Source organism: Gordonia namibiensis NBRC 108229, assembly GCF_000298235.1.
Taxonomy (GTDB): domain Bacteria; phylum Actinomycetota; class Actinomycetes; order Mycobacteriales; family Mycobacteriaceae; genus Gordonia; species Gordonia namibiensis.
This window is the reverse complement of the sequence record NZ_BAHE01000025.1, coordinates 25,818-48,004: the sequence shown is the minus strand read 5'-3', so window position 1 is coordinate 48,004 and position 22,187 is coordinate 25,818. Positions and strand designations below refer to the sequence as shown.

19 protein-coding genes are annotated in these 22,187 nt (G+C 67.4%); 10 read left to right on the top strand and 9 right to left on the bottom strand.

Annotated features, from left to right (window positions below):
- Nucleotides 1–76 precede the first annotated feature (76 nt).
- Nucleotides 77–1,174: a DUF7064 domain-containing protein gene (locus tag GONAM_RS14715; protein WP_006867550.1), complete on the top strand. Its 1,098-nt coding sequence runs from the start codon at nucleotides 77–79 to the stop codon at nucleotides 1,172–1,174.
- Nucleotides 1,175–1,176: 2 nt separating this feature from the next.
- Nucleotides 1,177–2,406, top strand: a complete 1,230-nt coding sequence (locus tag GONAM_RS14710) for a CaiB/BaiF CoA transferase family protein (protein ID WP_006867549.1) — start codon at nucleotides 1,177–1,179, stop codon at nucleotides 2,404–2,406.
- Between the two features lie 36 nt (nucleotides 2,407–2,442).
- Here GONAM_RS14710 and GONAM_RS14705 read toward each other — a convergent pair whose 3' ends face one another.
- From GONAM_RS14705 to GONAM_RS14695, 3 genes are all read right to left on the bottom strand, one after another.
- On the bottom strand, nucleotides 2,443–2,751 hold the full coding sequence (locus tag GONAM_RS14705; RefSeq protein ID WP_006867548.1) for a hypothetical protein: 309 nt from the start codon (nucleotides 2,749–2,751) through the stop codon (nucleotides 2,443–2,445).
- Nucleotides 2,748–4,247 carry a class I adenylate-forming enzyme family protein gene (locus GONAM_RS14700; protein ID WP_006867547.1) on the bottom strand — a complete coding sequence of 500 codons (1,500 nt, stop codon included), beginning with the start codon at nucleotides 4,245–4,247 and terminating at the stop codon, nucleotides 2,748–2,750. Before GONAM_RS14700 ends, GONAM_RS14705 begins: the two co-directional genes overlap by 4 nt.
- A 136-nt stretch (nucleotides 4,248–4,383) precedes the next feature.
- On the bottom strand, nucleotides 4,384–5,190 hold the full coding sequence (locus GONAM_RS14695) for a FadR/GntR family transcriptional regulator (protein WP_157159165.1): 807 nt from the start codon (nucleotides 5,188–5,190) through the stop codon (nucleotides 4,384–4,386).
- A gap of 164 nt (nucleotides 5,191–5,354) precedes the next feature.
- On the opposite strand from GONAM_RS14695, the gene GONAM_RS14690 reads away from it, so the two are divergent.
- The 3 genes from GONAM_RS14690 to GONAM_RS14680 are packed head-to-tail and all read left to right on the top strand — an operon-like array spanning nucleotide 5,355 to nucleotide 8,104.
- Nucleotides 5,355–6,839: an aldehyde dehydrogenase family protein gene (locus GONAM_RS14690; protein ID WP_006867545.1), complete on the top strand. Its 1,485-nt coding sequence runs from the start codon at nucleotides 5,355–5,357 to the stop codon at nucleotides 6,837–6,839.
- Entirely contained in the window at nucleotides 6,821–7,024 is a 204-nt protein-coding gene (locus GONAM_RS14685; protein WP_006867544.1) for a ferredoxin, read from the top strand. Before GONAM_RS14690 ends, GONAM_RS14685 begins: the two co-directional genes overlap by 19 nt.
- A gap of 36 nt (nucleotides 7,025–7,060) precedes the next feature.
- Complete coding sequence (locus tag GONAM_RS14680; RefSeq protein ID WP_006867543.1) at nucleotides 7,061–8,104, top strand: spirocyclase AveC family protein; 1,044 nt, start codon at nucleotides 7,061–7,063, stop codon at nucleotides 8,102–8,104.
- Between the two features lie 3 nt (nucleotides 8,105–8,107).
- Here GONAM_RS14680 and GONAM_RS14675 read toward each other — a convergent pair whose 3' ends face one another.
- The gene (locus GONAM_RS14675) at nucleotides 8,108–8,950 is read right to left on the bottom strand and encodes a sulfurtransferase (RefSeq protein WP_006867542.1); all 843 of its coding nucleotides are present in this window, start codon (nucleotides 8,948–8,950) and stop codon (nucleotides 8,108–8,110) included.
- 116 nt (nucleotides 8,951–9,066) lie between these two features.
- On the opposite strand from GONAM_RS14675, the gene GONAM_RS14670 reads away from it, so the two are divergent.
- The gene (locus GONAM_RS14670; protein WP_006867541.1) at nucleotides 9,067–10,242 is read left to right on the top strand and encodes a metallophosphoesterase; all 1,176 of its coding nucleotides are present in this window, start codon (nucleotides 9,067–9,069) and stop codon (nucleotides 10,240–10,242) included.
- 333 nt (nucleotides 10,243–10,575) lie between these two features.
- Here GONAM_RS14670 and catC read toward each other — a convergent pair whose 3' ends face one another.
- The 4 genes from catC to GONAM_RS14650 all read right to left on the bottom strand — a co-directional run bounded on the left by catC (nucleotide 10,576) and on the right by GONAM_RS14650 (nucleotide 13,849).
- Complete coding sequence (gene catC, locus GONAM_RS14665; RefSeq protein WP_006867540.1) at nucleotides 10,576–10,857, bottom strand: muconolactone Delta-isomerase; 282 nt, start codon at nucleotides 10,855–10,857, stop codon at nucleotides 10,576–10,578.
- Nucleotides 10,857–11,723, bottom strand: a complete 867-nt coding sequence (gene catA / locus GONAM_RS14660; protein ID WP_040536582.1) for a catechol 1,2-dioxygenase — start codon at nucleotides 11,721–11,723, stop codon at nucleotides 10,857–10,859. Before catA ends, catC begins: the two co-directional genes overlap by 1 nt.
- 75 nt (nucleotides 11,724–11,798) lie before the next feature.
- Complete coding sequence (locus GONAM_RS14655; RefSeq protein WP_006867538.1) at nucleotides 11,799–12,905, bottom strand: mandelate racemase/muconate lactonizing enzyme family protein; 1,107 nt, start codon at nucleotides 12,903–12,905, stop codon at nucleotides 11,799–11,801.
- Complete coding sequence (locus tag GONAM_RS14650; RefSeq protein ID WP_006867537.1) at nucleotides 12,902–13,849, bottom strand: LysR family transcriptional regulator; 948 nt, start codon at nucleotides 13,847–13,849, stop codon at nucleotides 12,902–12,904. The genes GONAM_RS14655 and GONAM_RS14650 overlap by 4 nt, the downstream gene beginning before the upstream one ends.
- A 229-nt stretch (nucleotides 13,850–14,078) precedes the next feature.
- On the opposite strand from GONAM_RS14650, the gene benA reads away from it, so the two are divergent.
- Genes benA through GONAM_RS14630 form a run of 4 tightly spaced genes read left to right on the top strand, consistent with a single transcriptional unit; the run spans nucleotide 14,079 to nucleotide 21,559 of the window.
- Nucleotides 14,079–15,470: a benzoate 1,2-dioxygenase large subunit gene (gene benA / locus GONAM_RS14645; protein WP_006867536.1), complete on the top strand. Its 1,392-nt coding sequence runs from the start codon at nucleotides 14,079–14,081 to the stop codon at nucleotides 15,468–15,470.
- 11 nt (nucleotides 15,471–15,481) lie between these two features.
- Complete coding sequence (gene benB, locus GONAM_RS14640; protein WP_006867535.1) at nucleotides 15,482–16,021, top strand: benzoate 1,2-dioxygenase small subunit; 540 nt, start codon at nucleotides 15,482–15,484, stop codon at nucleotides 16,019–16,021.
- Nucleotides 16,022–16,032: 11 nt separating this feature from the next.
- Complete coding sequence (gene benC, locus GONAM_RS14635; protein WP_006867534.1) at nucleotides 16,033–18,813, top strand: benzoate 1,2-dioxygenase electron transfer component BenC; 2,781 nt, start codon at nucleotides 16,033–16,035, stop codon at nucleotides 18,811–18,813.
- Between the two features lie 22 nt (nucleotides 18,814–18,835).
- Nucleotides 18,836–21,559, top strand: coding sequence for a helix-turn-helix transcriptional regulator (locus tag GONAM_RS14630; protein WP_006867533.1), 2,724 nt, complete (start codon nucleotides 18,836–18,838; stop codon nucleotides 21,557–21,559).
- Here GONAM_RS14630 and GONAM_RS14625 read toward each other — a convergent pair.
- A complete protein-coding gene (locus GONAM_RS14625) occupies nucleotides 21,505–22,185 on the bottom strand; it encodes a 3-oxoacid CoA-transferase subunit B (protein ID WP_006867532.1) in 681 nt (226 codons plus the stop codon). The genes GONAM_RS14630 and GONAM_RS14625 overlap by 55 nt on opposite strands.
- Nucleotides 22,186–22,187 lie beyond the last annotated feature (2 nt).

Below are 22,187 nucleotides of genomic sequence, written 5' to 3'. Positions count from 1 at the left end.
TCAGATCAATGAGTTACCTGTTTTAAGGGATGAGAATCCTCACTAAATAAGTTAACCCTATGCTAGCGTCCGAGGTGTGACTGTTGACGAAAACGCCGGCGAGATCACCGCGGACACTCCGTTCACACCGGCGGATGACACGTACCACGTGCCACCCACCGACGACCCGTACTGGGTGGAGACGAACTGGTGGTCCTTCAACGTCCCCGCCCGGCACATCGGCGGATGGCTGCATGCCCGGTATGACGTCAACCGCGGCACGGTGACCTGGCGCGTCTTCGTCTGGGATCCCAGCGGCGCCGACGTCGGTCGCATCGCCTACTACCGCAACGCGACCGACAAGCCGATGCCGGAGAACCCTGATCTGCGGGACATCACCTTCCCGCACGGTGGCTTCTCCGTGAAGATGATCGAACCACTGACGCGCTACCAGATCTCCTACTCCGACCCGGCGAACGACTTCTCGATCTCGTTCGAGCACACCGCCGTTCACCCGCCCCGGCGCTTCACCCCGGGTGAGCCGCCGGCGATGTACAGTCCGCACCTCGACCAGCTCGGTCACCAGGTGGGGGAACTCGTCCTACGCGGTGAGTCGATCCCGATCGACTCGTACTCCATCCGGGACCGCACCTGGGGACCCCGCGGTGGGCACCACATGCAATCCAAGAAGCCCGAGTATCTCCGCGGCGAGTACAAGGTCCTGCACCCCGGCGGCCCGCGGTGGCGGGAGATCGAACGCGAACGAGGCCGCGGCCGAATCCAGTACATCTTCGGCCACTCCGGTCCGGAGACCGGTTTTCTCGGTTTCGTCCGCCCACAGGACGGCGACGCCGAGGGCTGGTCGCCGCTCAACCACGGCTGGCTGCTCCGCGACGGGAGATTCGAGCGCCTCGACAAGACTCGGTCGCGGATGCGCAACTTCCGCGACCCGCAGACCGGGTGGAGTGCCCACATGCAGGTCGACCTCACCGACCTGACCGACCGCACCATGTACGCCGAGGGGTTCTCGGTGAGCCACATGTGCGAGGGCGGGCTCGGCAGCAACGCATTGATGCGCTGGGAGTTCGACGGCGAGATCGGCTGGGGTGAGGACCAGGACGGCTGGAAGCGTTCACACTGGATCAAGATGATGAACGCCCTGCGCGCCACCAGCACCCCCACCGAGGAGGCGTGACCATGACAACCAGCGAGAACTCATCGATCACAGCACCTTTCGACGGAGTACGCGTCGTCGAGATCGCCGCGTGGACCTTCGTTCCCGGAGCAGGTGCCATCCTCGCCGATCTCGGCGCCGACGTGATCAAGGTCGAACCCCCGACCGGCGACCCCCAACGGAATCTGCAGAACGCGCTCAACCGCAAGGAGGGTGCGCCCAACCCCTTCCTCGAGGTGCCCAACCGCGGAAAGCGCAGCATCACACTCGATCTCACCACAGCAGACGGCCACGACCTCCTCCTCAAGCTGGTCGAGAAGGCCGATGTCGTCCTCACCAGCTACCTCCCCGCCCAGCGGACCAAGCTCCGGGTCGATGTCGACGACCTCCTCGCCGTCAACCCGAAGCTGGTCTACGTCCGGGGAACCGGCTGGGGCTCCAAGGGCGACAAGGTGAATGTCGGCGGATTCGACGCGGCGGCAGCGTGGTCCGCCGGCGGCACCATGCACAAACTGACACCTCCGGGTGCCGACCGCCCGACGATGCAACCGGCCGCCTACTACGACCTCCAGGGGTCCTCCGCCATCGCCGGGGCCGTGGGCATGGCACTGTTCCGTCGCGAGCGCATCGGCAAGGGCGGCGTCGTCGACGTCTCACTGCTGAACACAGGTATGTGGCCGCTGAGCCCCGACCTGACCGCGGCCCCCTACATCGGGGAGATCCCGCGCCAGGATCGGACGGACGCACCCAATCCGATCGTCAACGCGTACCGCACCAAGGACGACCGCTGGATCAACCTGGTCTGCCTGCAGGCTCAACGCTTCTGGGGTGAGTTGTGCGCCCTCATCGACCGTGTCGACCTGATCGTCGACGAACGCTTCGCCGATGACATGGGCCGCTACACCAACCGGCACGACTGTATCGCCGAGCTCGACAAGGCTTTCGCCGAGAGGACACTCGACGAGTGGCGGCACATCCTCGCCGAGTTCTCCGGCGTGTGGGCCGCGGCCGCGACCGTCGCCGAGCTCCACGACGACAAGCAGGTCCTCGACAACGGCTTCCTGCCCGAGGTGCCCACCGAGGACGGCTCGAACTTCCGTGTCGTCGCGCCGCCGTACCACTTCGACGAACATCCCACGGCGCCGCGACGCCCGGCACCGAAGCTCGGCCAGCACACCGAGGAGATCCTGCTGGAGGCCGGACTCGACCCCGAGCAGATCAGCGACCACCGCGAGCGGGGCGTGCTGGGCTGACGCTCCGCGCCCCGCCGCACGGCGTCCTTCGCTCCCCTAGTCGCTCGCCGGCAACGGCTTGGCGTCCTTGAGGACGAGCGGCGATGTCCCGATGGCGAGCGTTCCCGCCCCGGCCTTGGTGACGAGCACCTCCAGTCCCGGCGCATCCACGGAGGTGTACCGCTTGCCCAGTTGGTTACCGCCGTCGAGACCGGTGGCGATGGTGCCAACCGAGACGTCCTCGCCGATCGGGACCACAGGGGCGCCGCCGCAGGTGAGGTCGACGTCGCCCGCGGGCGGACTCACGACGATGATCTCTGTGTCGCAGACCTGGCTGCGGAGTCGGGCTCCTGGCTTGAGCGTCATGACTTCTCCTGTGCTCGTTCGAATTGCGCCACCAGCTGGCGACGCAACACCTTCCCGGTGGCGGTCTGTGGCAACTCGTCGACCCAGATCACCTCATCCGGTGTCCGGGAACCCCGAAGCCGGGCGCGGACATGGGACCGGACTTCCTCCTCGGAGATCCCCGCCTGCGGATCGGCCACGATGACCGCCACCAGCCGCTGCCCCCACTCCTCGTCGGGCAGACCGATCACCGCCGTCTCGCGCACGGCCGGGTGGGTCAGGAGCACATCCTCGATCTCGGCCGGCCCGATGTTCTCGCCGCCCCGGATGATGGTGTCGTCGGCGCGGCCCGCGATGAAGAGGTATCCCTCGTCGTCGACCCAGGCCTGGTCGTTGGTCGGGAACCAGCCCTGCGCGTCGAGCACCGACCCTTTCCCGAGGTAGGACCCCGAGACCTGCGCACCGCGGACGAACAGTGACCCGACGTCACCCGGACCGACCGGCCGGCCGTCGGCATCGCGGATCTCGATCTCCATCCCCGGCACCGGACGTCCCACGCTCTCGAGGCGGCGTCGGATCAGCGGGTCATCGGAGGCGACGGCCTGTGCGTGGTCGTCCGGACCGAGAAGTGCAAGAGTCGAACTCGTCTCCGTGAGTCCGTACGCGTTACAGAAGCCGGCGTCGGGGAACGCCTGCATCGCACGTTCGAGAACCGGGAGCGGTAGTCGCGCACCGCCGTAGGAGATCAGGCGCAGCGCCGGCGTCTCGGCGAGGTCGCCGTCGAGGGCGTCGACGATGCGGGCGAGCATGGTCGGGACCACGGTTGCCGACGAAATCGACTCGCGCGCCACGAGTTCGAGCCATTCGCGCGCATCGAAGTCGGGCAGGTGCACGACGCGGCGTCCGCCGTAGAAGTTGGTGAGCGTCGCCCCCACCGCCGCCACGTGGTACGGCGGCACCGTGATGAGCGCCGCCTCGTCCTCGCCGGCCCCGGCGAAGTCGACGGTCGCGAAGACATAGGCCTGGAGGTTCTCGTGCCGGAGCGGGACCACCTTCGGCTTCGACGTGGTGCCGCTCGTGTGCAGGAGGACAGCGGGGGCCTCGTCGGGAACATCGATGGGCGGCAACGTTTCCGATTCGCGCGACGTGTGAAGGAACTCGTCGAGACCGATCACCGGTTCACGTGTGGCGATCCGGTCGCGGTAGCGCTCTTCTACGACGATCAGCGGGTGATCGAAGTCGTCGATCAGTTCGCCGAGCACCTCGTCGCCCAGCCGGTAGTTCACCGGGACGAAGGGCACCCCGGCGAAGGCTGCGGCGAAGAAGACCTGGGGATAACCGGGGCCGTTGCGGCCGAGATAGATCACTTCGGAGGGCTCGTACCCGGTGATGACCGAGGCGCCGCCACGCGCGGTGGCGACCACGTCGGCGTGGGTCAGACCCGAGGCACGGTCACCCAGTGCGACACGATCGCCGAGCCCGGACTCCACCATGTCCAGGAGAAGGCCGACACCCATGTTTCCCGCCAATCCACGTGAGGTCACCGTCAGTGCGCAGCTTCGAGCCGCGCACCGCTCATCGTAGATGATTCAGTACAATCAGTTACACCATTCGAGCAACAACGGGCGCACTTCCAAGCAGGAAACCCAAATGTCAGTTGAAGAGGTCGACCACGGATTCGGTGGCGAAACGACCCCACAGCATCTTCTTGGCGACCGAGGTCATGTGCCGCCGCCAATGCGCCTCGGCGCCGTCGGCGTCACCCGCCTCGACCAGCGTGACCAGCTTGCGGAAGGCCCGGATCGTCTTCTTGAACTGGGTCGCGACCTCGTCGGTGTCCGTCGTCCGGGACACCACGCGCGACATGTGCGTGGCCACCACGTCGGCGAGGACGCGCCCGAGGAGGCCGATGGTCTGATTGCCCGCGCGCTCGAGGATGAGGTCGTGGAATCTGAACGCCGTTGTCGACCAGGTGTCGAGATCGGCGGACTCGACGCCGGCATCGACGCGGTCGGCCAGTTCGTCGATGACCTCGACGAGTGCTTTGATGTCGTCGTCGGTCCGGCGCGCTGCCAGCATCCGCACGGCTGCGGGCTCGAGGACCATCCGGGCCTCGTACAGGTCGGAGAGCGTCGTGTTCTGGATCTGCAGCAGCAGGCCGAAGTAGCGCGCGGCAACCGAGACATCGGGCGAAACCACCTGCACGCCACCGCGCGAACCACGACGGACGACGATGAGGGATTCGTTCTCCAGGATGCGGAAGGCCTCACGCAGTGTGGGTCGGGAGACGTCGAACCGTTGTCCCAGTACTGTTTCCGGCGGCAACATGTCGCCCGGCTTCAACACTCCACGCACTATCTGACCGCGAATCTGTTGAGCGATGAGTTCAGCGGTCTTCGGGACCTGAATGCGCTGGGGCAATCCGTTCTCGTCGAACGAGTTGTTGGCCAATTCCCACACCTTCTTCGAAGCCGGCAACTGCCGAGCGGGATTCAGCCTAGCACCCGGCCGTGCCGGGCCTCCGTTTTGACCAAACCGACATGCAAATGAACATACCCATTGTACGGTTGAATCATCTAACTCATCTAGTGATCCCCTCGGGACGCAAGGGAGGTGCCGACGGGATGTCGGACGCATCAGGTCAGAGCACTCGTACCGGTCAGCTGTTCATCAACGGCAAGTGGGTCGACGGCCGCGGCGACGAGACGATCACCGTCATCAATCCCGCCACCGAAGCGGTGATCGGAACGGTACCGCAGGCGACCGTCGCCGATGTCGAAGATGCGGTGGGCGCCGCACGATCGGCCTTCGACGAGGGACCGTGGCCGCAGATGTCGGTGCGAGAGCGCGCCGCTGTGTTGCGGCGGATGGCCGAAGGGTTCGAGGACCGGCGCGCCGAGCTGGTGGACCTGTCCATCGCCGAAGCGGGGTCGACGCGCGCCCTCGCCGAATACTTGCAGGTCGGCACCCCCATCGACCACTTCTTCGATCTCGTCGACCGGGTGCTGCCCGCCTTCGAGTTCGAGACCGCACTGCCGCCCGTCATCGGTAACGGCATCGGTCAGGGCGTCGTGGTCCGCGAACCGTTCGGCGTCGCGGCCCTCATCACTCCGTTCAACTTCCCGCTGTTCCTCAACCTCTGCAAGGTCGCGCCGGCGCTGGCCGCAGGCTGCACCGTGATTCTCAAGTGCTCGCCGTACACGCCGTTCGAAGCCCTGGTGGTCGGCGAGATCGCCGAGGCCGCGGGGTTGCCGCCGGGGGTACTGAACATCATCACGGGCGACGTCGAAGCCGGTGAGGCCTTGACCACCCACCCCGGCGTCGACATCATCAGCTTCACCGGCAGCGACGCCGTGGGCACGAAAGTGTATGGGCAGGGCGCACAGTCGCTGAAGAAGGTGGTTCTCGAACTCGGCGGCAAGTCGGCGAACATCCTCACCGACGACACCGACCTCGACCAGGTGATGCAGAGCGTGCTCGGCGGTTTCATCACCCATGCCGGTCAGGGCTGCGCGCTGATGACCCGCATCCTGGTGCACGAGTCGCTGCACGACGAACTCGTCGGCCGCATCAAGATGGCCCTCGACTACGTACCGGTGGGTGACCCAGCCGACTCCAACGTCGTGATGGGTCCGCTGATCCGCGAGGTCCAGCGCGCCCGCGTGGAGGAGCTGATCCGCGTCGGACAGCAGGAGGGCGCCCAGATCGCTTACGGCGGTGGACGACCCGCGGGTTTGGACAAGGGATTCTTCGTCGAACCCACCCTCTTCGTGGGCGTGGACAACCGCATGAGGATCGCCCAGAGCGAGATCTTCGGCCCCGTCGGTGTGATCATCCCCTTCACCGACGATGCCGAGGCCGTCCAGATCGCCAACGACAGTCCGTACGGACTCTCCGGTGGTGTCTGGTCGGCCGACCCTGTACGCGCACATGGCATTGCGCGAAAACTCCGCACCGGGATGGTCGTCGTCAACGGCGGCGGAGGAGGTTTGATGCCCGACGGACCGTTCGGCGGGTACAAGCACAGCGGCATCGGGCGCGAGTTCGGCGCACATGGACTGTCTGAGTACCTGCAACACAAGACGATCCAATGGGCGGCAGCACGATGAGAGTGGTCGTCGACCACGCGAAGTGCGGCGGGCACGGTCGCTGCATCGCCGTCGCGCCGGATCTGTTCGATCTCGACGACGACGGGGTGAGCTTCCCGCTCGCCGAGAGCATCGGGGACGACCAGGAATCCGCCGCCGAAGAGGCGGTCGCCAACTGTCCGCAGAGTGCGATCCGCATCGAATGAGACCGGCCGACGGTCATCGGGAGGACTGAATATCTGATGTCGAGTTCACTTGGGGAAAAGCCCGATTCGGGTTCGATCGGGCAGTCCTCACCCGATGACACGGGAACGGTCACCGCGGCCAAGGAGTCGCCACCGATCGTGTGGCTCGCTCGCCTGGGCGCGGTCTTCGTCGCGATCCAGGCCTACGTCTACATCCGCTGGATCTTCTCCGACTCGTTCTCCCCGATCCCCACGGGCCCCGACGCGGTGCCCACCCACACGCTGGTCATCATCCGGGCGTCGGAGGTCATCTGCATCGTCGGCGTGATCGCGTCGATCATCTGGCTGGTGCACCGCACCCGCAAGGACGGGAAGTTCCCCACCCTGGGCGTCTTCATGATGGGCTGGCTGCTCACCTGCTGGCAGGACGTCGGCGTCAACGCCGTGGTGCCGGTGTTCTCCTACAACTCGGCATTTCTCAACATGGGCACGTGGGGTGAGTTCGTACCGGGGTGGGTGGCCAAGGGTCCCGAGACCCCGGCGCCGATCCTGTACGAACTCGCCGACTACATGCTGTTCCTCCCGCTGGCCGTCGTCGGCATCGACAAGCTGGTGAAGTCCGCGCGGGCGCGATGGCCCCGACTCAACAAGGCCGGCATCATCATCGCGTTGCTGCTGATCTTCCTCGTCCTCGACACCGCCTCCGAACAGTTCCTGCAGCGTCAGGGCCTGTGGTCGTACTTGCGGGTCAACGACACCTGGTCCATCTTCACCGGCACGCTCAACCAGTTCCCGCTCTACGAGGGCGTCTTCTTCGGCTCGGTCGTGATGGTGGCCTCGATGAGCTTCTACCTCTTCCGCCGCAACGGGGACCAGTTGATCACCGACGCCGGCATCGAGCGGCTCCAGATCACCCGCGACGTCGCGGTCGTACGCATCCTCGCGTTCTCGGCGGTGATGAACGTGATCCTCGCGGTGTTCTTCCTCGGCTTCAACCTGGTCAACATGCACGCCGACGTTGCACCCACCGACGTGCCGAGTTACCTGCACCAGAACATGTGCGGTCTCGCCGAGAACCCGCCCTGCCCGCACCTGAAGTGACGGTCAGGGCCGGTCGCCCAGCGCCACCGGCCGGTCCGGGTCCGACGACCACTGGGAGAACGACCCGGGAAACAGCGTCGCGTCGACGCCGACGATCGCGAGTGCCGCGATCTCGTGCGCCGCGTTGATCCCGGACCCGCAGTAGACGACCACCTCGCGACCGTCCCCGGGGACGACGCCGACGTCGGCGAAGCGTCGACGCAGGTCGTCCGCCGAGCGGAACCGGCCGGCCTCGTCGACGTTGTCCACGGTCGGGGCACTGCGAGCGCCCGGGATGTGCCCGGCGCGGGGGTCGACGGGTTCGACGTCCCCGCGGTACCGCTCGCCGGCGCGGGCGTCGAGCAAGGTCACAGTCCCGGCCGCGACGTCGTCGATCGTCGCGACCGGGAGGTTCCCGCCGGTCAGCGTGACCGTTCCGGCACGCGGCCGCCCACCGTCACCGGTGGTCGTGCGCAAGCCCTCGGCTCGCCAAGCGGCGAGACCGCCGTCGAGCAGGCGTACGTCGGCGATGCCCGCCCAGCGCAGCAGCCACCACGCCCGGGCCGCGGCCAGGTTGCCCGAGTCGTCGTAGACCACGACCGGTACGCCGTCGTTGATGCCCCAGCTCCGTGCGGCGGCCTGGAGGTCTTCGATCGCGGGAAGCGGGTGCCGACCACCGACCGCCCCGGACGGCGGAGCAGCGAGCTCGGAGTCGAGGTCGACGTACACCGCGCCGGGGATGTGGCCTTCCCGGTAGGCCTCGCGACCGTCGAAGTCGCCGAGCTGCCAGCGCACGTCGAGGACCACGGGCGGCGTCCCGAGCAGCATCTCGGCCAGGTCGAGCGGGTTGATCAGTACATCGCTCATGTCGGCCAGCCTATCGACGCCCCGCCCACACCTCGGCGAAGGCCTACGGCCCGCGATGCGAGAATGGGGCGGTCCGCATCTGCGGGACACTCTCCGCGATTCACAGGGGGCCTTTCGTGGCGCTGTTCCTGGCCGTGCTGGTTCCGGCGGTCTTCTTCGGTCTGATCACGTTCTGGCTTCACCGCCGGATGGTCCGCGCGACCGAACTCCCCCGCCCGTGGTCGGGTGTCGCCGACGTCGCGCTCACCGTCATGTGGGCCTTGGCCGTCGTGGGCTTCGCGAGTGGCCGGACCCTGGACCCGTCGTGGGCCCGGCCGATCGGCACCGTCGGCCTGATCTGGATCGGGGCGGTCTTCTATCTGTTCCTCGGACTCGCGATCATCGGTCTGATCTCGTTCGGGGCGAACATCATCCGGCGGGTCCGACGCCGCAGCACCGGGGTCGGCGAGACGGCCGACGCGGCACCGCGCAGACTGCGCCGGATGCGGATCGCGACCGCTGCCGTGGTCGTCGTCGCGCTCGGGGTCACCGGCTACGGCGTGTTCGAGGCCTCCCGACCACAGGTGACCGAGGTCAGCGCGACGTTCGACAACCTGCCCGCACCATTCGACGGCCTCCGTATCGCCGTGGTCTCCGACCTCCACCTCGGACCCGCGCGCGACGCCTCGTTCACCCGGCGCATCGTCGACGACGTCAATGCACAGAACCCGGACCTGGTGCTCCTCGTCGGAGACCTCACCGACGGCAAGATCCCGTACGTCCGCGACACCCTGGAACCGCTCACCGATCTCCGCGCACCCCTCGGGGTGTTCGGCGTCAGCGGCAATCACGAGTACTACTCCGACGACGGCGGCCGCTGGCTCGACACCTGGGAGTACTACGGAGTGCGCACACTGCGGAACACGCGGGTGCCGCTGACCGTCGACGGCGCCACCATCCAGCTCGCCGGCGTGTACGACGCCACGGCGCCCGAACCCTTCGAACCCGATCTCCGTGCTGCGCTGGAGGGTTCGTCACCCGAGGACTTCGTGCTGCTGCTCGCACATCAGCCGAAGCAGGCCGTCGAGGCCTCCGAACTCGGCGTCGAACTCCAGTTCTCCGGGCACACGCACGGTGGGCAGATGTGGCCGATCCGCTATCTCGTTCCGCTGCAGCAACCGTCGGTCGCCGGACTGGACCGGATCGGGGACACCGTGCTGTACACAACCCGCGGCGCCGGGGCGTGGGGTCCCCCGGTGCGGGTTCTCGCGCCGCCGGAGATCACCATGTTCACATTGCGGGCGCAGGGGTAACAGCGGGGCGTCGTTTCGATACGGCTCCTCGCTGCGCTCGTCACCTACTCAACGAGCATGCAGGAGGGCCCTCGGCTGCGCTCGTCACCTACTCAACGAGCAGGAGGGCCCCTCGGCAGCGGGGCGTCGTTTCGATACGGCTCCTCGCTGCGCTCGTCGCCCACTCAACGAGCAGGAGGGCCTTCGGCTGCGCTCGTCGCCTACTCAACGAGCAGGACGGCCCTCGGCTGCGCTCGTCGCCTACTCAACGACCAGACAAAGCACTCGGCCAGCGGAGGTCTCCCTACCGCTGGCCGAGTAGGCCCGAGGGGCTACCCGAGGGCCGTATCGAGGTCAGGCGTTGATGTCCGACGGATGCTTCGCGAGCGGCGTGACCTTGATGTCCATATACGGGAACAGCGGCAGCCCGGACAGAAGCGTGTGCAGCTCGTCGTTGGATTCGACGTCGAAGATCGAGTAATTGGAGTACTCGCCGACGATCCGCCAGATGTGCGGCCACTTGCCGGAACGCTGCAGGTCCTGGGAGTACGCCTTCTCCCGGGCCACTGTCTCGGCCCGGACGTCCGGGTCGAGGTCGTCGGGGATGTTGACGTCCATCCGAACGTGGAACAGCATCACTTCTCCGGATCGAGGACGAAGTCGTAGGCCACGGTGTAACCGCCCTGACCGTCGTCCTGCGGATCGAGGATCAGTTCCGGCTTGACCGCGCTCGCGACGTCGTCGTCGTTGTGCGCGTCGCCCGGGAAGTACAGCTGCGCGGTCAGCTGCTCGTGGCCGGGCGCCGAAACCTTCAGGTGCAGGTGCGCGGGACGCCAGGGGTGCCAGCCGGCGGCGGAGATCATCTTGCCGCAGGAGCCGTCGGTCGGGATCATGTACGGCGCCGGGCGGACCGTGGTGATCTCGAAGCGGCCCTCGTCGTCGGCGGTGAAGGTGCCGCGCAGGTTCCACTCGGGGATGCCCGGTGCGAACTGCGAGTAGAAGCCGTCGTCGTCGGCGTGCCAGAGTTCGACCTTTGCACCCGGCAGAGCGTTGCCGTCGACGGTGCGCACCTGGCCGTTCCAGACCAGACGATCGCCCTTCTCGCCCTCACGCATCGGCAGGGTGCCCTTCGAACCCAGCTCGGGGGCGTTCGGGACGTAGTACGGACCCTCGATGCTGCCCTTGTTGCCCTCGCGGTGCTCGGTCGCGACGTCCTCGACGACGTGTTCGACCCACACGTCGAGGAACAGCGGCCATTCGCCGTCCTGACCGACGTTGATGAGCCATGCCTTGAGGGCGTTGTACTCGTCGTAGGTGACCTTGTGCTTGCGGATGGTCTCGTGGACTCCGGCGAGGACGTCGTTGATCAGGGTGGCGACGCGCTCCGGCGGGGTGTCCTTGACGGCCTCGAAGGGAGACTTGTCGGCGTGGAAGCGCTCGGTGGCGGAGGCTCCGGAGGCTGCGGCGGTGGCCACTTCCTGGGGGTGCTCGACTGTGGTCATCAGTTTCTCCTCGGTGGGTTCACGGTTCCCGGGGCTGCCGGGAAACACGCTGTGGGGGTGTACTTCTCAGGTTGTTCAGTTGTTGTCGGTGCGGAAGTGCTCGAGCTTGTCCGGATCGATCTCGAAGCCGATGCCCGGCGCGGTCGACCGGTGGAGATGGCCGTCGCGGATCTGCAGGGGTTCGGTGAGCAGGTCGTCGCTCATGTCGAGGAAGTTCGACAGCTCGCCCGCATAGCGCGAGGTCAGTTCGAAGGCACTGCCGAACGCGAGCGCGCACGCGGTGCCGACCTGGCCGTCGATCTGGTTGCCCATGACCACCGGGATGCCGAGCCCCTCGGCGAGGTGGTGGGTCCGACGCGAGGTGGTGAAGCCGGTGCGCGCGGTCTTGATGCTGATCGCGGTGGCCGACCGACCTAGGATCTCGCGGGTCACGTCGGCCGGCGTCGGCACCGACTCGTCGGCGATGAACGGAACGTCGAGCTGCTCGACGAGCCATCGGCGACCCATGACATCGGCTGCGTCGCAAAGCTCTTCGGCGAACAGGAGGTCGAGGTCCGACATCTCTTTCATGGCACGCGCGGACTCCGCGGCGGTCCAGCCGCGGTTGCCGTCGACGTAGAGTTCGATCTCGTCGCCGAACCGCTCGCGCAGTGCGCGTACGACGGCGGTGTCGAGGGTGACCGGATGGCGGCCGACCTTCACCTTGAAGGTGCGGATGCCGTAGGTGTCGACCATCTTCTCGGCCTCGGCGACCATCTTGACCGGCTCGGCGAAACCGAGCATGTGGCTGACGCGCATCCGGTCGGTGAAACCGCCGAGCAGGTCGCCCACGGGGAGGCCGAGGGACTTGCCGAGCGCGTCCCAGATCGCCATGTCCACCGCGGATTTGGCTGCCGGGTTTCCGACGGTCCGCGCCATCCGGGACGCAACCACCTCTCGTTCGAGAAGGGACAGCCCGACGATCGCAGGTGCGAAGATCGTGTCGATGACGGTGATGATCCCGGCCTGGGTCTCGCCGTAGGTGAAGGGGCGCGGCGGGGCCTCGGCGACGCCGACCACGCCGGTGTCGGTGTGTACCCGCACCAAGACGTGGTTGGCCTCGTGGACCTCACCCGAGGCGAACCTCAGGGGTTTCACGTACGGGATCGCGAATGGAATCGCTTCCACGCGAGTGATCTTCATCGTTCATCTCCAAATCGGGCACCGAGCTGAGCAGCGGGTGCGAAGGCGGTGGCCTCGAAGGCGGTGGTCTCGAAGGCTGCGGCGATGGTGTCGGCGACTGCGGCGATGACCGGGTTGTCGACGCCGCGACGCCAGGCGAGGGCGACCTCGACGGTGTCGGCGTCGACGAGATCTCGGACGACGAGTCCGTCGAGCGGCAGGGCCCGCACCGATGCCGGCAGAACCGCCACACCCAGACCGGCGGCCACCAGGGCGAGCAGGACCGTCGTCCCGGTCGCCTGGTGAGCGCGTTGAGGAACGAAACCCGCTGCGCGACAAGTCCGCATCGCAGCGTCGTTGACGGCCGAGTCACGGCTGTCGTACATCACGAAGGGTTCGTTGCGGAGGTCGACAGCCGACACCACCGGTTCGACGGCGAGGCGGTGATCCGCCGACACCGCGAGGACGAGCGGCTCGTGGTCGATGACCCGGGTCTCGATGTCGTCACCGATGGCCGGCGGACGCAGGAGTCCGAGGTCGATCGCACCGGCCCGCAGGGCGTCGCACTGACCGGGGGTCAGCATGTCGGACTGGATGTGGAGGTCCACGTCGGGGAGTTCACGCTTGACCACCCGGGCGATCCGGGGCAGGTGCGAGAACGCGGCGATGCCGGTCAGGCCGAGCCGGACGAGGCCGCTGCGTCCGGCGGCGATGCGCCGGACCCCGTCGACCGCCTCGTCGACCCCGGCCAGGATGCGCTCGGCCTGGGCGCGCAGGTACTCCCCCGCGGGGGTGAGCGAGACCTGCCGGGTGGTGCGGATGAAGAGCGTGACGTCGAGCTCGGCCTCGAGCTGGCGAATGGCATAGGAAAGCGCCGGCTGGGCCACGTGCAGGGTTGCCGCAGCCTGACCGAAATGGCAGGTGTCGGCGACCGCTGCGAAGTAGCGCAGGTGCCTCAGCTCCATGACCTCGCCTTTTGTCGTCGGGATCCGCTCGGCGATCCGATGTGACCCGGACCACGTCCTACACACGGTAGATCGGAGATACATACATGACAAAGACCTGTGGTGGCCCTATTCATCGCCATTCTTTATCAATGGGCACCTAGGTCAGGACCGGCGAATGCCCTGGTGTGATCGCCGCCACGTGGTGCCAGAGTGCAGTGAGCAGCCCATCACTGGAGGTTTATCGACCATGACCGCGTCCGTTTCGGAGCACCTGAACCACGTGAACACGGTCCTCGACGACGCCGTCGTCGAGGACCGGACCGCCGGCGTCTACCGCGCCAACCGCCGTATCTTCACCGACGAGGACATCTTCGAACTCGAGATGAAGCACATCTTCGAGGGCAACTGGATCTACCTGGCCCACGAGAGTCAGGTGCCCAACCCCGGCGACTACTTCACCACCTACATCGGCCGGCAGCCCGTGGTCATCACCCGCGACAAGGGCGGTGAGCTCCACTGCCTCATCAACGCATGCGCCCATCGCGGTGCGATGATCTGCCGTCGCAAGACCGACAACCGGATGACGCTAACCTGCCCGTTCCACGGCTGGACGTTCCGCAACGACGGCACCTTGCTGAAGGTCAAGGACCCCGAGGGGGCCGGCTACCCCGACACCTTCGATGTCAACGGTTCGCACAACCTGACCAAGGTGGCGCGTTTCGACAGTTACCGGGGCTTCCTGTTCGGCAGCCTCAACGACGACGTGCAGTCGCTCGAGGATCACCTCGGCGACACCCGGCTCGTCATCGACATGCTCGTCGACCAGTCGCCCGAAGGGCTCGAGGTGTTGCGCGGCGCGTCGACCTACACCTTCGACGGCAACTGGAAGGTCCAGGCGGAGAACGGCGCGGACGGTTACCACGTCACCGCGACCCACTGGAACTACGCGGCCACCACCTCGCGACGCAGCACCGGCGAGTCGAAGAACGACACCAAAGCACTCGACGCAGGTGGCTGGGGCAAGTCCGGCGGCGGCTACTGGTCGTACCCCAACGGCCACCTCTGCCTGTGGACCTGGGCCGCCAATCCGCAGGACCGCCCGCTGTGGGACAAGATGGACGAGCTCAAGAAGATCCACGGCGACGCCAAGGGCGAGTTCATGGTCAAGGGTTCGCGCAACCTGTGCCTGTACCCGAATGTCTATCTGATGGACCAGTTCTCGACGCAGATCCGCCACTTCCGGCCGATCGCGCCGGACAAGACCGAGGTGACCATCTACTGCATCGCCCCCAAGGGGGAGAGCGACTCCGCCCGCGCGCACCGCATCCGCCAGTACGAGGACTTCTTCAACGCCTCGGGTATGGCGACGCCGGATGACCTCGAGGAGTTCCGCTCCTGCCAGCTCACCTTCCGCGCGCAGGCCGCGCCCTGGAACGACATGAGCCGCGGTGCCGAACACTGGCTGACCGGACCGGACGAGGTCGCCGAATCGCTGGGTATGACCGGGGTCATCTCGGCCGGCGTCAAGAACGAGGACGAGGGTCTCTACCCCGTCCAGCACGGCTACTGGCTGGAGACGATGCGCGCCGCGGCCGCCGCGGAAGAGCACTCCACCACCGCAACCGCCGAGAGCCACTGAAGGGGAACGCGATGACGACCGCAGAGACCAATGCCGCGACCGGGACCGAGGCCGGCGGAAAACTGGTCACCCAGAACATGATCGAGCAGTTCCTCTACCGCGAGGCGCGCTATCTCGACGATCGTGAATTCGAGAAGTGGCTCGAGTGCTACGCCGACGACGTCGTCTACTGGATGCCGTCGTGGGACGACAACGACCGCCTGACCGAGGATCCGCAGCGGGAGATCTCGCTGATCTATTACGGCAACAAGGGCGGGCTCGAGGACCGCGTGTTCCGCATCCGGACCGAACGGTCGTCGGCGACCTCGCTCCCCGAGCCGCGGACCAGTCACAACATCAGCAACGTCGAGGTCATCGACCGGCGCGGCGATCTCGTCGACGTCCGGTTCAATTGGCACACCATGTATTTCCGGTACCACACGATCGACCCGTACTACGGCACGTCTTTCTACACCATCGACTTCTCCGGCGATCAACCGTTGATCCGGCGCAAGACGATCGTGCTGAAGAACGACTACATCCACCACGTGGTGGACATCTACCACTTCTAGGACGCGTTGACATGACTGTCACCACCGATCAGGGCGTCGGCACCACCGCCGACCACGCAGACGACGGGACACCGACGCACCAGGTCGCCCTGTCCTTCGAGGACGGGGTCACCCGGTTCATCACCTGCCGCGAGGACCAGACCGTCGCCGACGCGTCGTACCGGCAGCGCATCAACATCCCGCTGGACTGCCGTGACGGTGCGTGCGGAACCTGTAAGTCGTTCTGCGAGTCCGGCGACTACGACGGCGGAATCTACATCGAGGATGCGCTGTCCGACGACGAGTCGGCCCAGGGATTCGCTCTCCCCTGTTGTATGAAACCGAAATCCGGTCTGGTGCTGCAGGTCCCGGCCACGTCAGACATCGCCAAGACCCAGGCCTCCCGGTTCACGGGCACCGTCGTCGAACTCGAACGTCTCTCCGAGTCGACGATGCGCCTGGAGATCCGGATCGAGAACCGGGGTGAGATGGCCTTCCTACCCGGCCAGTACGTCAACATCGAGATCCCCGGCACCGACGACGGATCCGGCGATCCGGTCAGCCGGTCCTACTCGTTCGCCAACGGGCCGCACGAGGATCGCCTGGTCTTCCTGATCAAGTTGACCCCCGGTGGCGCGATGTCGACGTATCTGACCGATCGCGCGACACGTGGCGAACCGATCTCCTTCACCGGCCCCCACGGATCGTTCTTCCTCCGCGAGGCGAACCGACCGGTGCTGCTGCTGGCCGGCGGCACCGGGTTGGCCCCGATCCTGTCGATGCTGCGAAAGCTGCACGCCGACAACAGCGGACGCAAGGTCCACCTCATCTACGGCGTCTCCACCGACACCGACCTGGTCGCGCTCGACGAGATCGAGTACTTCGCCGGGAAGCTGCCCGGATTCACCTGGGACCACTGCGTGTCCGACCCCGCGAGCACGGCGGTCAACAAGGGTTACGTCATGAGCCTCATCGAACCCGGGCATCTCTTCGACGGGGATGTCGCGATCTACCTCTGCGGTCCGCCGCCGATGGTCGAGGCGGTGCGCAAGCACGTGGCGGAGGCCGGGATCGAACCGACAGGGTTCTACTACGAGAAGTTCGCCCTCGCAGCGACATCCGTTGCCCCGGGCGAGAACGCACCGACGGTCGCGCCGATCTCGTCTGCCGCACCGGACGTTCCGGCGGACGAGGGCATCATCGCCTCCCCGGACGCCCGCGCGATCGCCGGGCAGATCACCCTGCCGCCGGCCGACCTCTCAGCCGTGCCGGGTCGCCCCGGCACCCGGGCCCCGGACGACTCGCTCGTCCGGATCGCCGGCCAGCATATGTGGCCGAGCGAGATCGGTGATGCGGCACTCGATTCGGACGCGGGATCATTGCGCCCCGCAGGGACGGCCCGGGCCATCGCCGGCCAGGAGATCTTCCGTCCCGGCGACGTGGCCCCGCTGCACGAACCGGTACCGGCGCCACCAGCCCCGACCCAGGTGTCCGAGGAGCCCGAACCCGGAACCGCGACGTCCACCGTCGTCGGTTCACAGGGCTACCAGATCGGTGAGGAGCATCCGGCGATCTTCGAGTCCGACGCCCTGTTCGAGGCGCGCGCCGCCCTCGAACTCGGCGCACTGGAGCTGACCTTCGGACGTCTCACCACACAACAGCTCGCCGGCTATCGGCTCCTGGCCGATGCGGCGGTGCCGTATGTGGACGGCGAGCACTTCGTCGACGCCGCCGAGTACACCGAGACGAATGCCGCGTTCCATGACTATCTGTTCACCCTGACCGGCAACGACCATCTGCTCGAGGCGTACAAGGCGCTCGGCGTGAAGGGCCGGATGAGCGAGGTCCTGCGCAACGCGACCTGGTGCCATCCCCTCTGCGCCCAGGACCACCTCGACATCGTCACCGCCTTCGAGTCCGGCGATCACGACGGCGCCCGCGCCCTGATCTCGGCCCACGCCGATCGCTCCAAGCAGACCATGCGCCGTGCGATGTCGGACGAGATGGCCGCCCGTCGTCCGCGTTTCGTCACCCCCGGCCGCTTCGCCGGAAAGGTCGTCGTCATCACCGGTGCGGCACAGGGCATCGGCGAACAGGTCGCACGTCGGATCAGCGCCGAGGGTGGGAAGGTCGTCGTGGCCGACCGGTCCGAGCTCGTCGACGAGGTCGCGCACGATCTCGACGCGACCGGCCCCGGTGCGGTGTCGGCGATCGCCGACCTGGAGAGCTACGACGGAGCGGAGTCGGTGATCCGGCGCGCGGTCTCGTCGTACGGTCGCGTCGACGTGCTGATCAACAACGTCGGCGGCGCCATCAACTTCAAACCCTTCGTCGAGTTCACCGACGCCCAGATCCGCGCGGAGATCGACCGCTCACTGATGACGACGCTGTTCGCCTGCCGCGCGGCGCTGCCCTCGATGGTCTCGCGCGGTGGCGGGGTCATCGTCAACGTCTCCTCGGCGGCCACCCGGGGGATCAACCGCATCCCGTATTCGGCCGCGAAAGGTGCGGTCAACGCGCTGACGGCGTCGCTGGCCATGGAGTACGCCGATGACGGAATCCGGGTGGTGGCCGCCGCTCCGGGCGGCACCGAGGCTCCCCCGCGGCGTATCTCACGCGGTACCCCCGAGCCGCGGAACGAGGTGGAGGCCCAGTGGTTCCAGGCGCACATCGACCAGACGCTCTCGTCGTCTCTGATGCACCGATACGGCAGCCTCGACGAGCAGGCGGCGGCGATCTGTTTCCTCGCCTCGGACGAGGCGTCCTACATCACCGGAACGGTGCTGCCCGTCGCAGGTGGCGATACCGGGTAGCACCCGGTCCTAGGATGGGACGATGACGGTCGCCGGCCGGGACACCACCCACATGGTCATCTCCACCGTGTGTGCCGGCCGCGACCGTGAGATCGACGTCCTCACCGAACGTCTCCGCGGGACCTCGGGAACAGATCTCCTGGTCGTGACCGGCGACCCCGGCATCGGCAAGTCGACGCTCCTGAACCGGATGGTCGACCTCCACCGCCGAACAGCCGGCGACGCGCACACGCTTGTCGCGCAGGCGTCCCCGTGGCAGTCGCGGTCACCGGGAGCGCTGATCCGGCAGCTGACGCAGGACACCACCGGCGCCACGCCGACGAATCCCGGCGGACTCGCCGAAAGCCTCCTCGCGGTGATCCCGGACGCCGACGAACAGCCGACGCTCATCGCGGTCGACGACGCTGACTCCGCGGACGAGGAGTCGCTCCGGGCTCTCATCACGCTCACCCGCGAGCACCGGTCGCGCCGCATCCTGATCGTGGTCACGACCGCGCGGCCGGGCATCCGGTTGGCAGGCTGGACATTCGACGAGTTACGACTGGACGGTGTCGGCCCGGACGCAGCACCCGAGATCGCCGCGCAGCGCGGGATCGTGTTGCACCCGGTGATGCGCGACGAGCTGCTCGCCCACACGCGCGGGAACCCGCGCGACATCGTCGCACTGCTCGACGAGGTGCCCGCCGGGACCTGGGCGCGCAGCGGCGGTCGCCTCCCCGCTCCCCGACGCGTGGTCGACGAGGTCCGGGCCGCACTTTCTGCTCCGGGGACTCCCGCACGTGCACTCATCGAGGCCCTCGCGATCCTCGACGCGAATGAGCCGCTCTCCACCGCGATCGAACTCGCCGGCATCGACGATCCGCTGCGGGCCATCGACGATGCCCGCAGGACCACCCTGATCACCGCCGACGGAGCCCTGACACCTGCGGAGGCGCAGCCGCGGCTGACCACACCCCTCGTCCGGGCGGCCGTTCTCGAGATCATGGGCATGACCGCCGTCGGCGAGGCTCATCGCCGGGCCGCGGAGGTGGTCGCCGATCCGGCCCGTCGCCTCCATCACCGGGTCGCCGCCACACCGACCCCGGACGCGGACCTGGCCGACGACCTGGCCGGACTCGCCCGCACGCGCGGCGCCGAGGGTGCCTGGGCCGAGGCCGCGCGCCTCTATCGCCAGGCCGGACGTCTCACCCCGGACACACTCGAACGCGACACCCGGATCACTCTCGCGGTCGATTCCCTTCTCGCGGCGGGTGATTGTGTCGGGGCCGGGGCACTCGTGCCGACTGTCGAGAGTCTGCGGGAGACCCCGCTGCGCAATGCGACCCTCGCCTACCTCGCCATCCTTCGCGGCCGCTCGGCGGAGGCACAACTCCGGCTCGACCGCGCCTGGGGCATCGTCAACGCCCAGCGCGAACCCGACACCGCCGCATTGATCGCGCAGCGATACGTGCTGCACAACCTCGTCCGATGCCAGGGCTCGGAACTGGTCACCTGGGCCGACCGCGCGATGGCGATGGCGGTGGAGGGCTCTGCCGCCCGGATCGAGGCCGCCGTGATCCGCGGTCTCGGCCTCGCCTGGTCGGGTCAACCGGAAGCGGCCCGCGCCGAATACGATTCGATCACCGAGCGCATCCGGTACGGCGCGCAGGCACAGCGCGCCACGATGGGACGCGGCTGGTTGCAACTCAGTCTCGACGAGATCGACGCCGCCCGTACCAATCTCGAGGCCGCCGTGTCGATGGCCCAGCTCGGCGGCTCCACCCGGATCTCGTTGTGGGCGTTGGCCTGGCTGGCCCGGGTCCAGTTCCTCACCGGCGACTGGGACGAGGCGATGCGCGGGGTCGACGCCGGTCTCGCCCTTGCGCGGAGCAGCGGCATCGAACTCGTCACCCCGCTCCTCGACTGGACCGCGTGCCAGATCCACTCGTCGCGCGGCAACTGGGACGAGGCCGATCGGCACATCGCGCACAGCTCCACGTCGATCGGCGACTACGAGATCATGCGCATCCCCGAGATGATCGCCCGCGCCCATCGGGCCGAGGCAGCGGCCGAGTACGCGAAGGTCATCCGGACCCTCACACCGCTCGTCACGATGTCCGAAACCGTTCCCGCACTGTCGGAACCGGGCCTCTGGCCGTGGGTGGACATACTCGCGAACGCGCAGGTCATCGAGGGTCGTCTCGACGAAGCGGATCGTCTCCTCCACCGGTACGAGGCGCGCGCCGCCGAACGTGGCCACCGGTCGGCGGCGGCCCGTCTGAAATACGCGCGGGGTCGGCACCTGGGCGCGACCGGCGACATCCACGGAGCCCGTAGGACCTTCGAGGAGGGGCTCGAACTGCTCGACGGCCTCGGACTCCGCTACGACCAGGCCCGGGTCAACTTCGCCTACGGACAAACGCTGCGTCGGGCCGGCAAGAGACGCGCCGCCGACACCGTCATCGGCACCGCCCGTGAGCTCTATCTGTCACTCGGAGCGACCGCTTTCGTCGAACGGTGCGACCGGGAACTGAAGGCCGGCGGACTGACCACCTCGCGGGCCGACCGCGACGGCGCACCGAGGGACGCCGGCGAGCTCACCCCGCAGGAGGAGGCGGTGACCACCCTCGTGGCCCGCGGACTGTCGAACCGCGAGGTGGCCGCCGAACTGTTCATCTCACCGAAGACGGTGCAGTACCACCTGACCCGGATCTACGCGAAGCTCGGGCTGCGGTCGCGCGCGGAGCTGGCCGCGTCACGGCGCTGATCGACCAGCGACGCTCCGGTCTTCTCGGCGACGGTGTCGAAGTCGACCCCCGGCGCGAGCTCGACGACCTCGAAACCCGTTCCGGCGACGTCGAACACACCGAGGTCGGTGATCACCCGGCTGACCATCCCGCGACCGGTCAGCGGCAGGGCGCAGTGGTCGAGGAGCTTCGGTTCACCCTTCTTGGTGACGTGCTCCATCAGGACGATCACCTTGCCGGCACCGTTGACGAGGTCCATCGCGCCACCGATGCCCTTCACGAGCGCGCCGGGCACCATCCAGTTGGCGAGGTCGCCGTTCATGGCCACCTGCATACCGCCGAGGACGGCCACGTCGACGTGTCCGCCGCGGATCATCGCGAAGCTGGCGGCGGAGTCGAAGTACGACGCGCCGGGCAGCACCGACACGGTCTGCTTGCCGGCGTTGATCAGGTCGGGATCGACCTCGTCGTCGTAGGGGAAGGGTCCGACGCCGAGGATGCCGTTCTCGGCGTGCAGGAAGATGCCGGAGTCGTCGGGCATGTGGTCGGGGATCAGGGTCGGCAGGCCGATCCCGAGGTTGACGTAGTCGCCGCGGGTGAGTTCCTTCGCCGCGCGGGCGGCCATCTCATTCCGGTTCCAGCTCATGG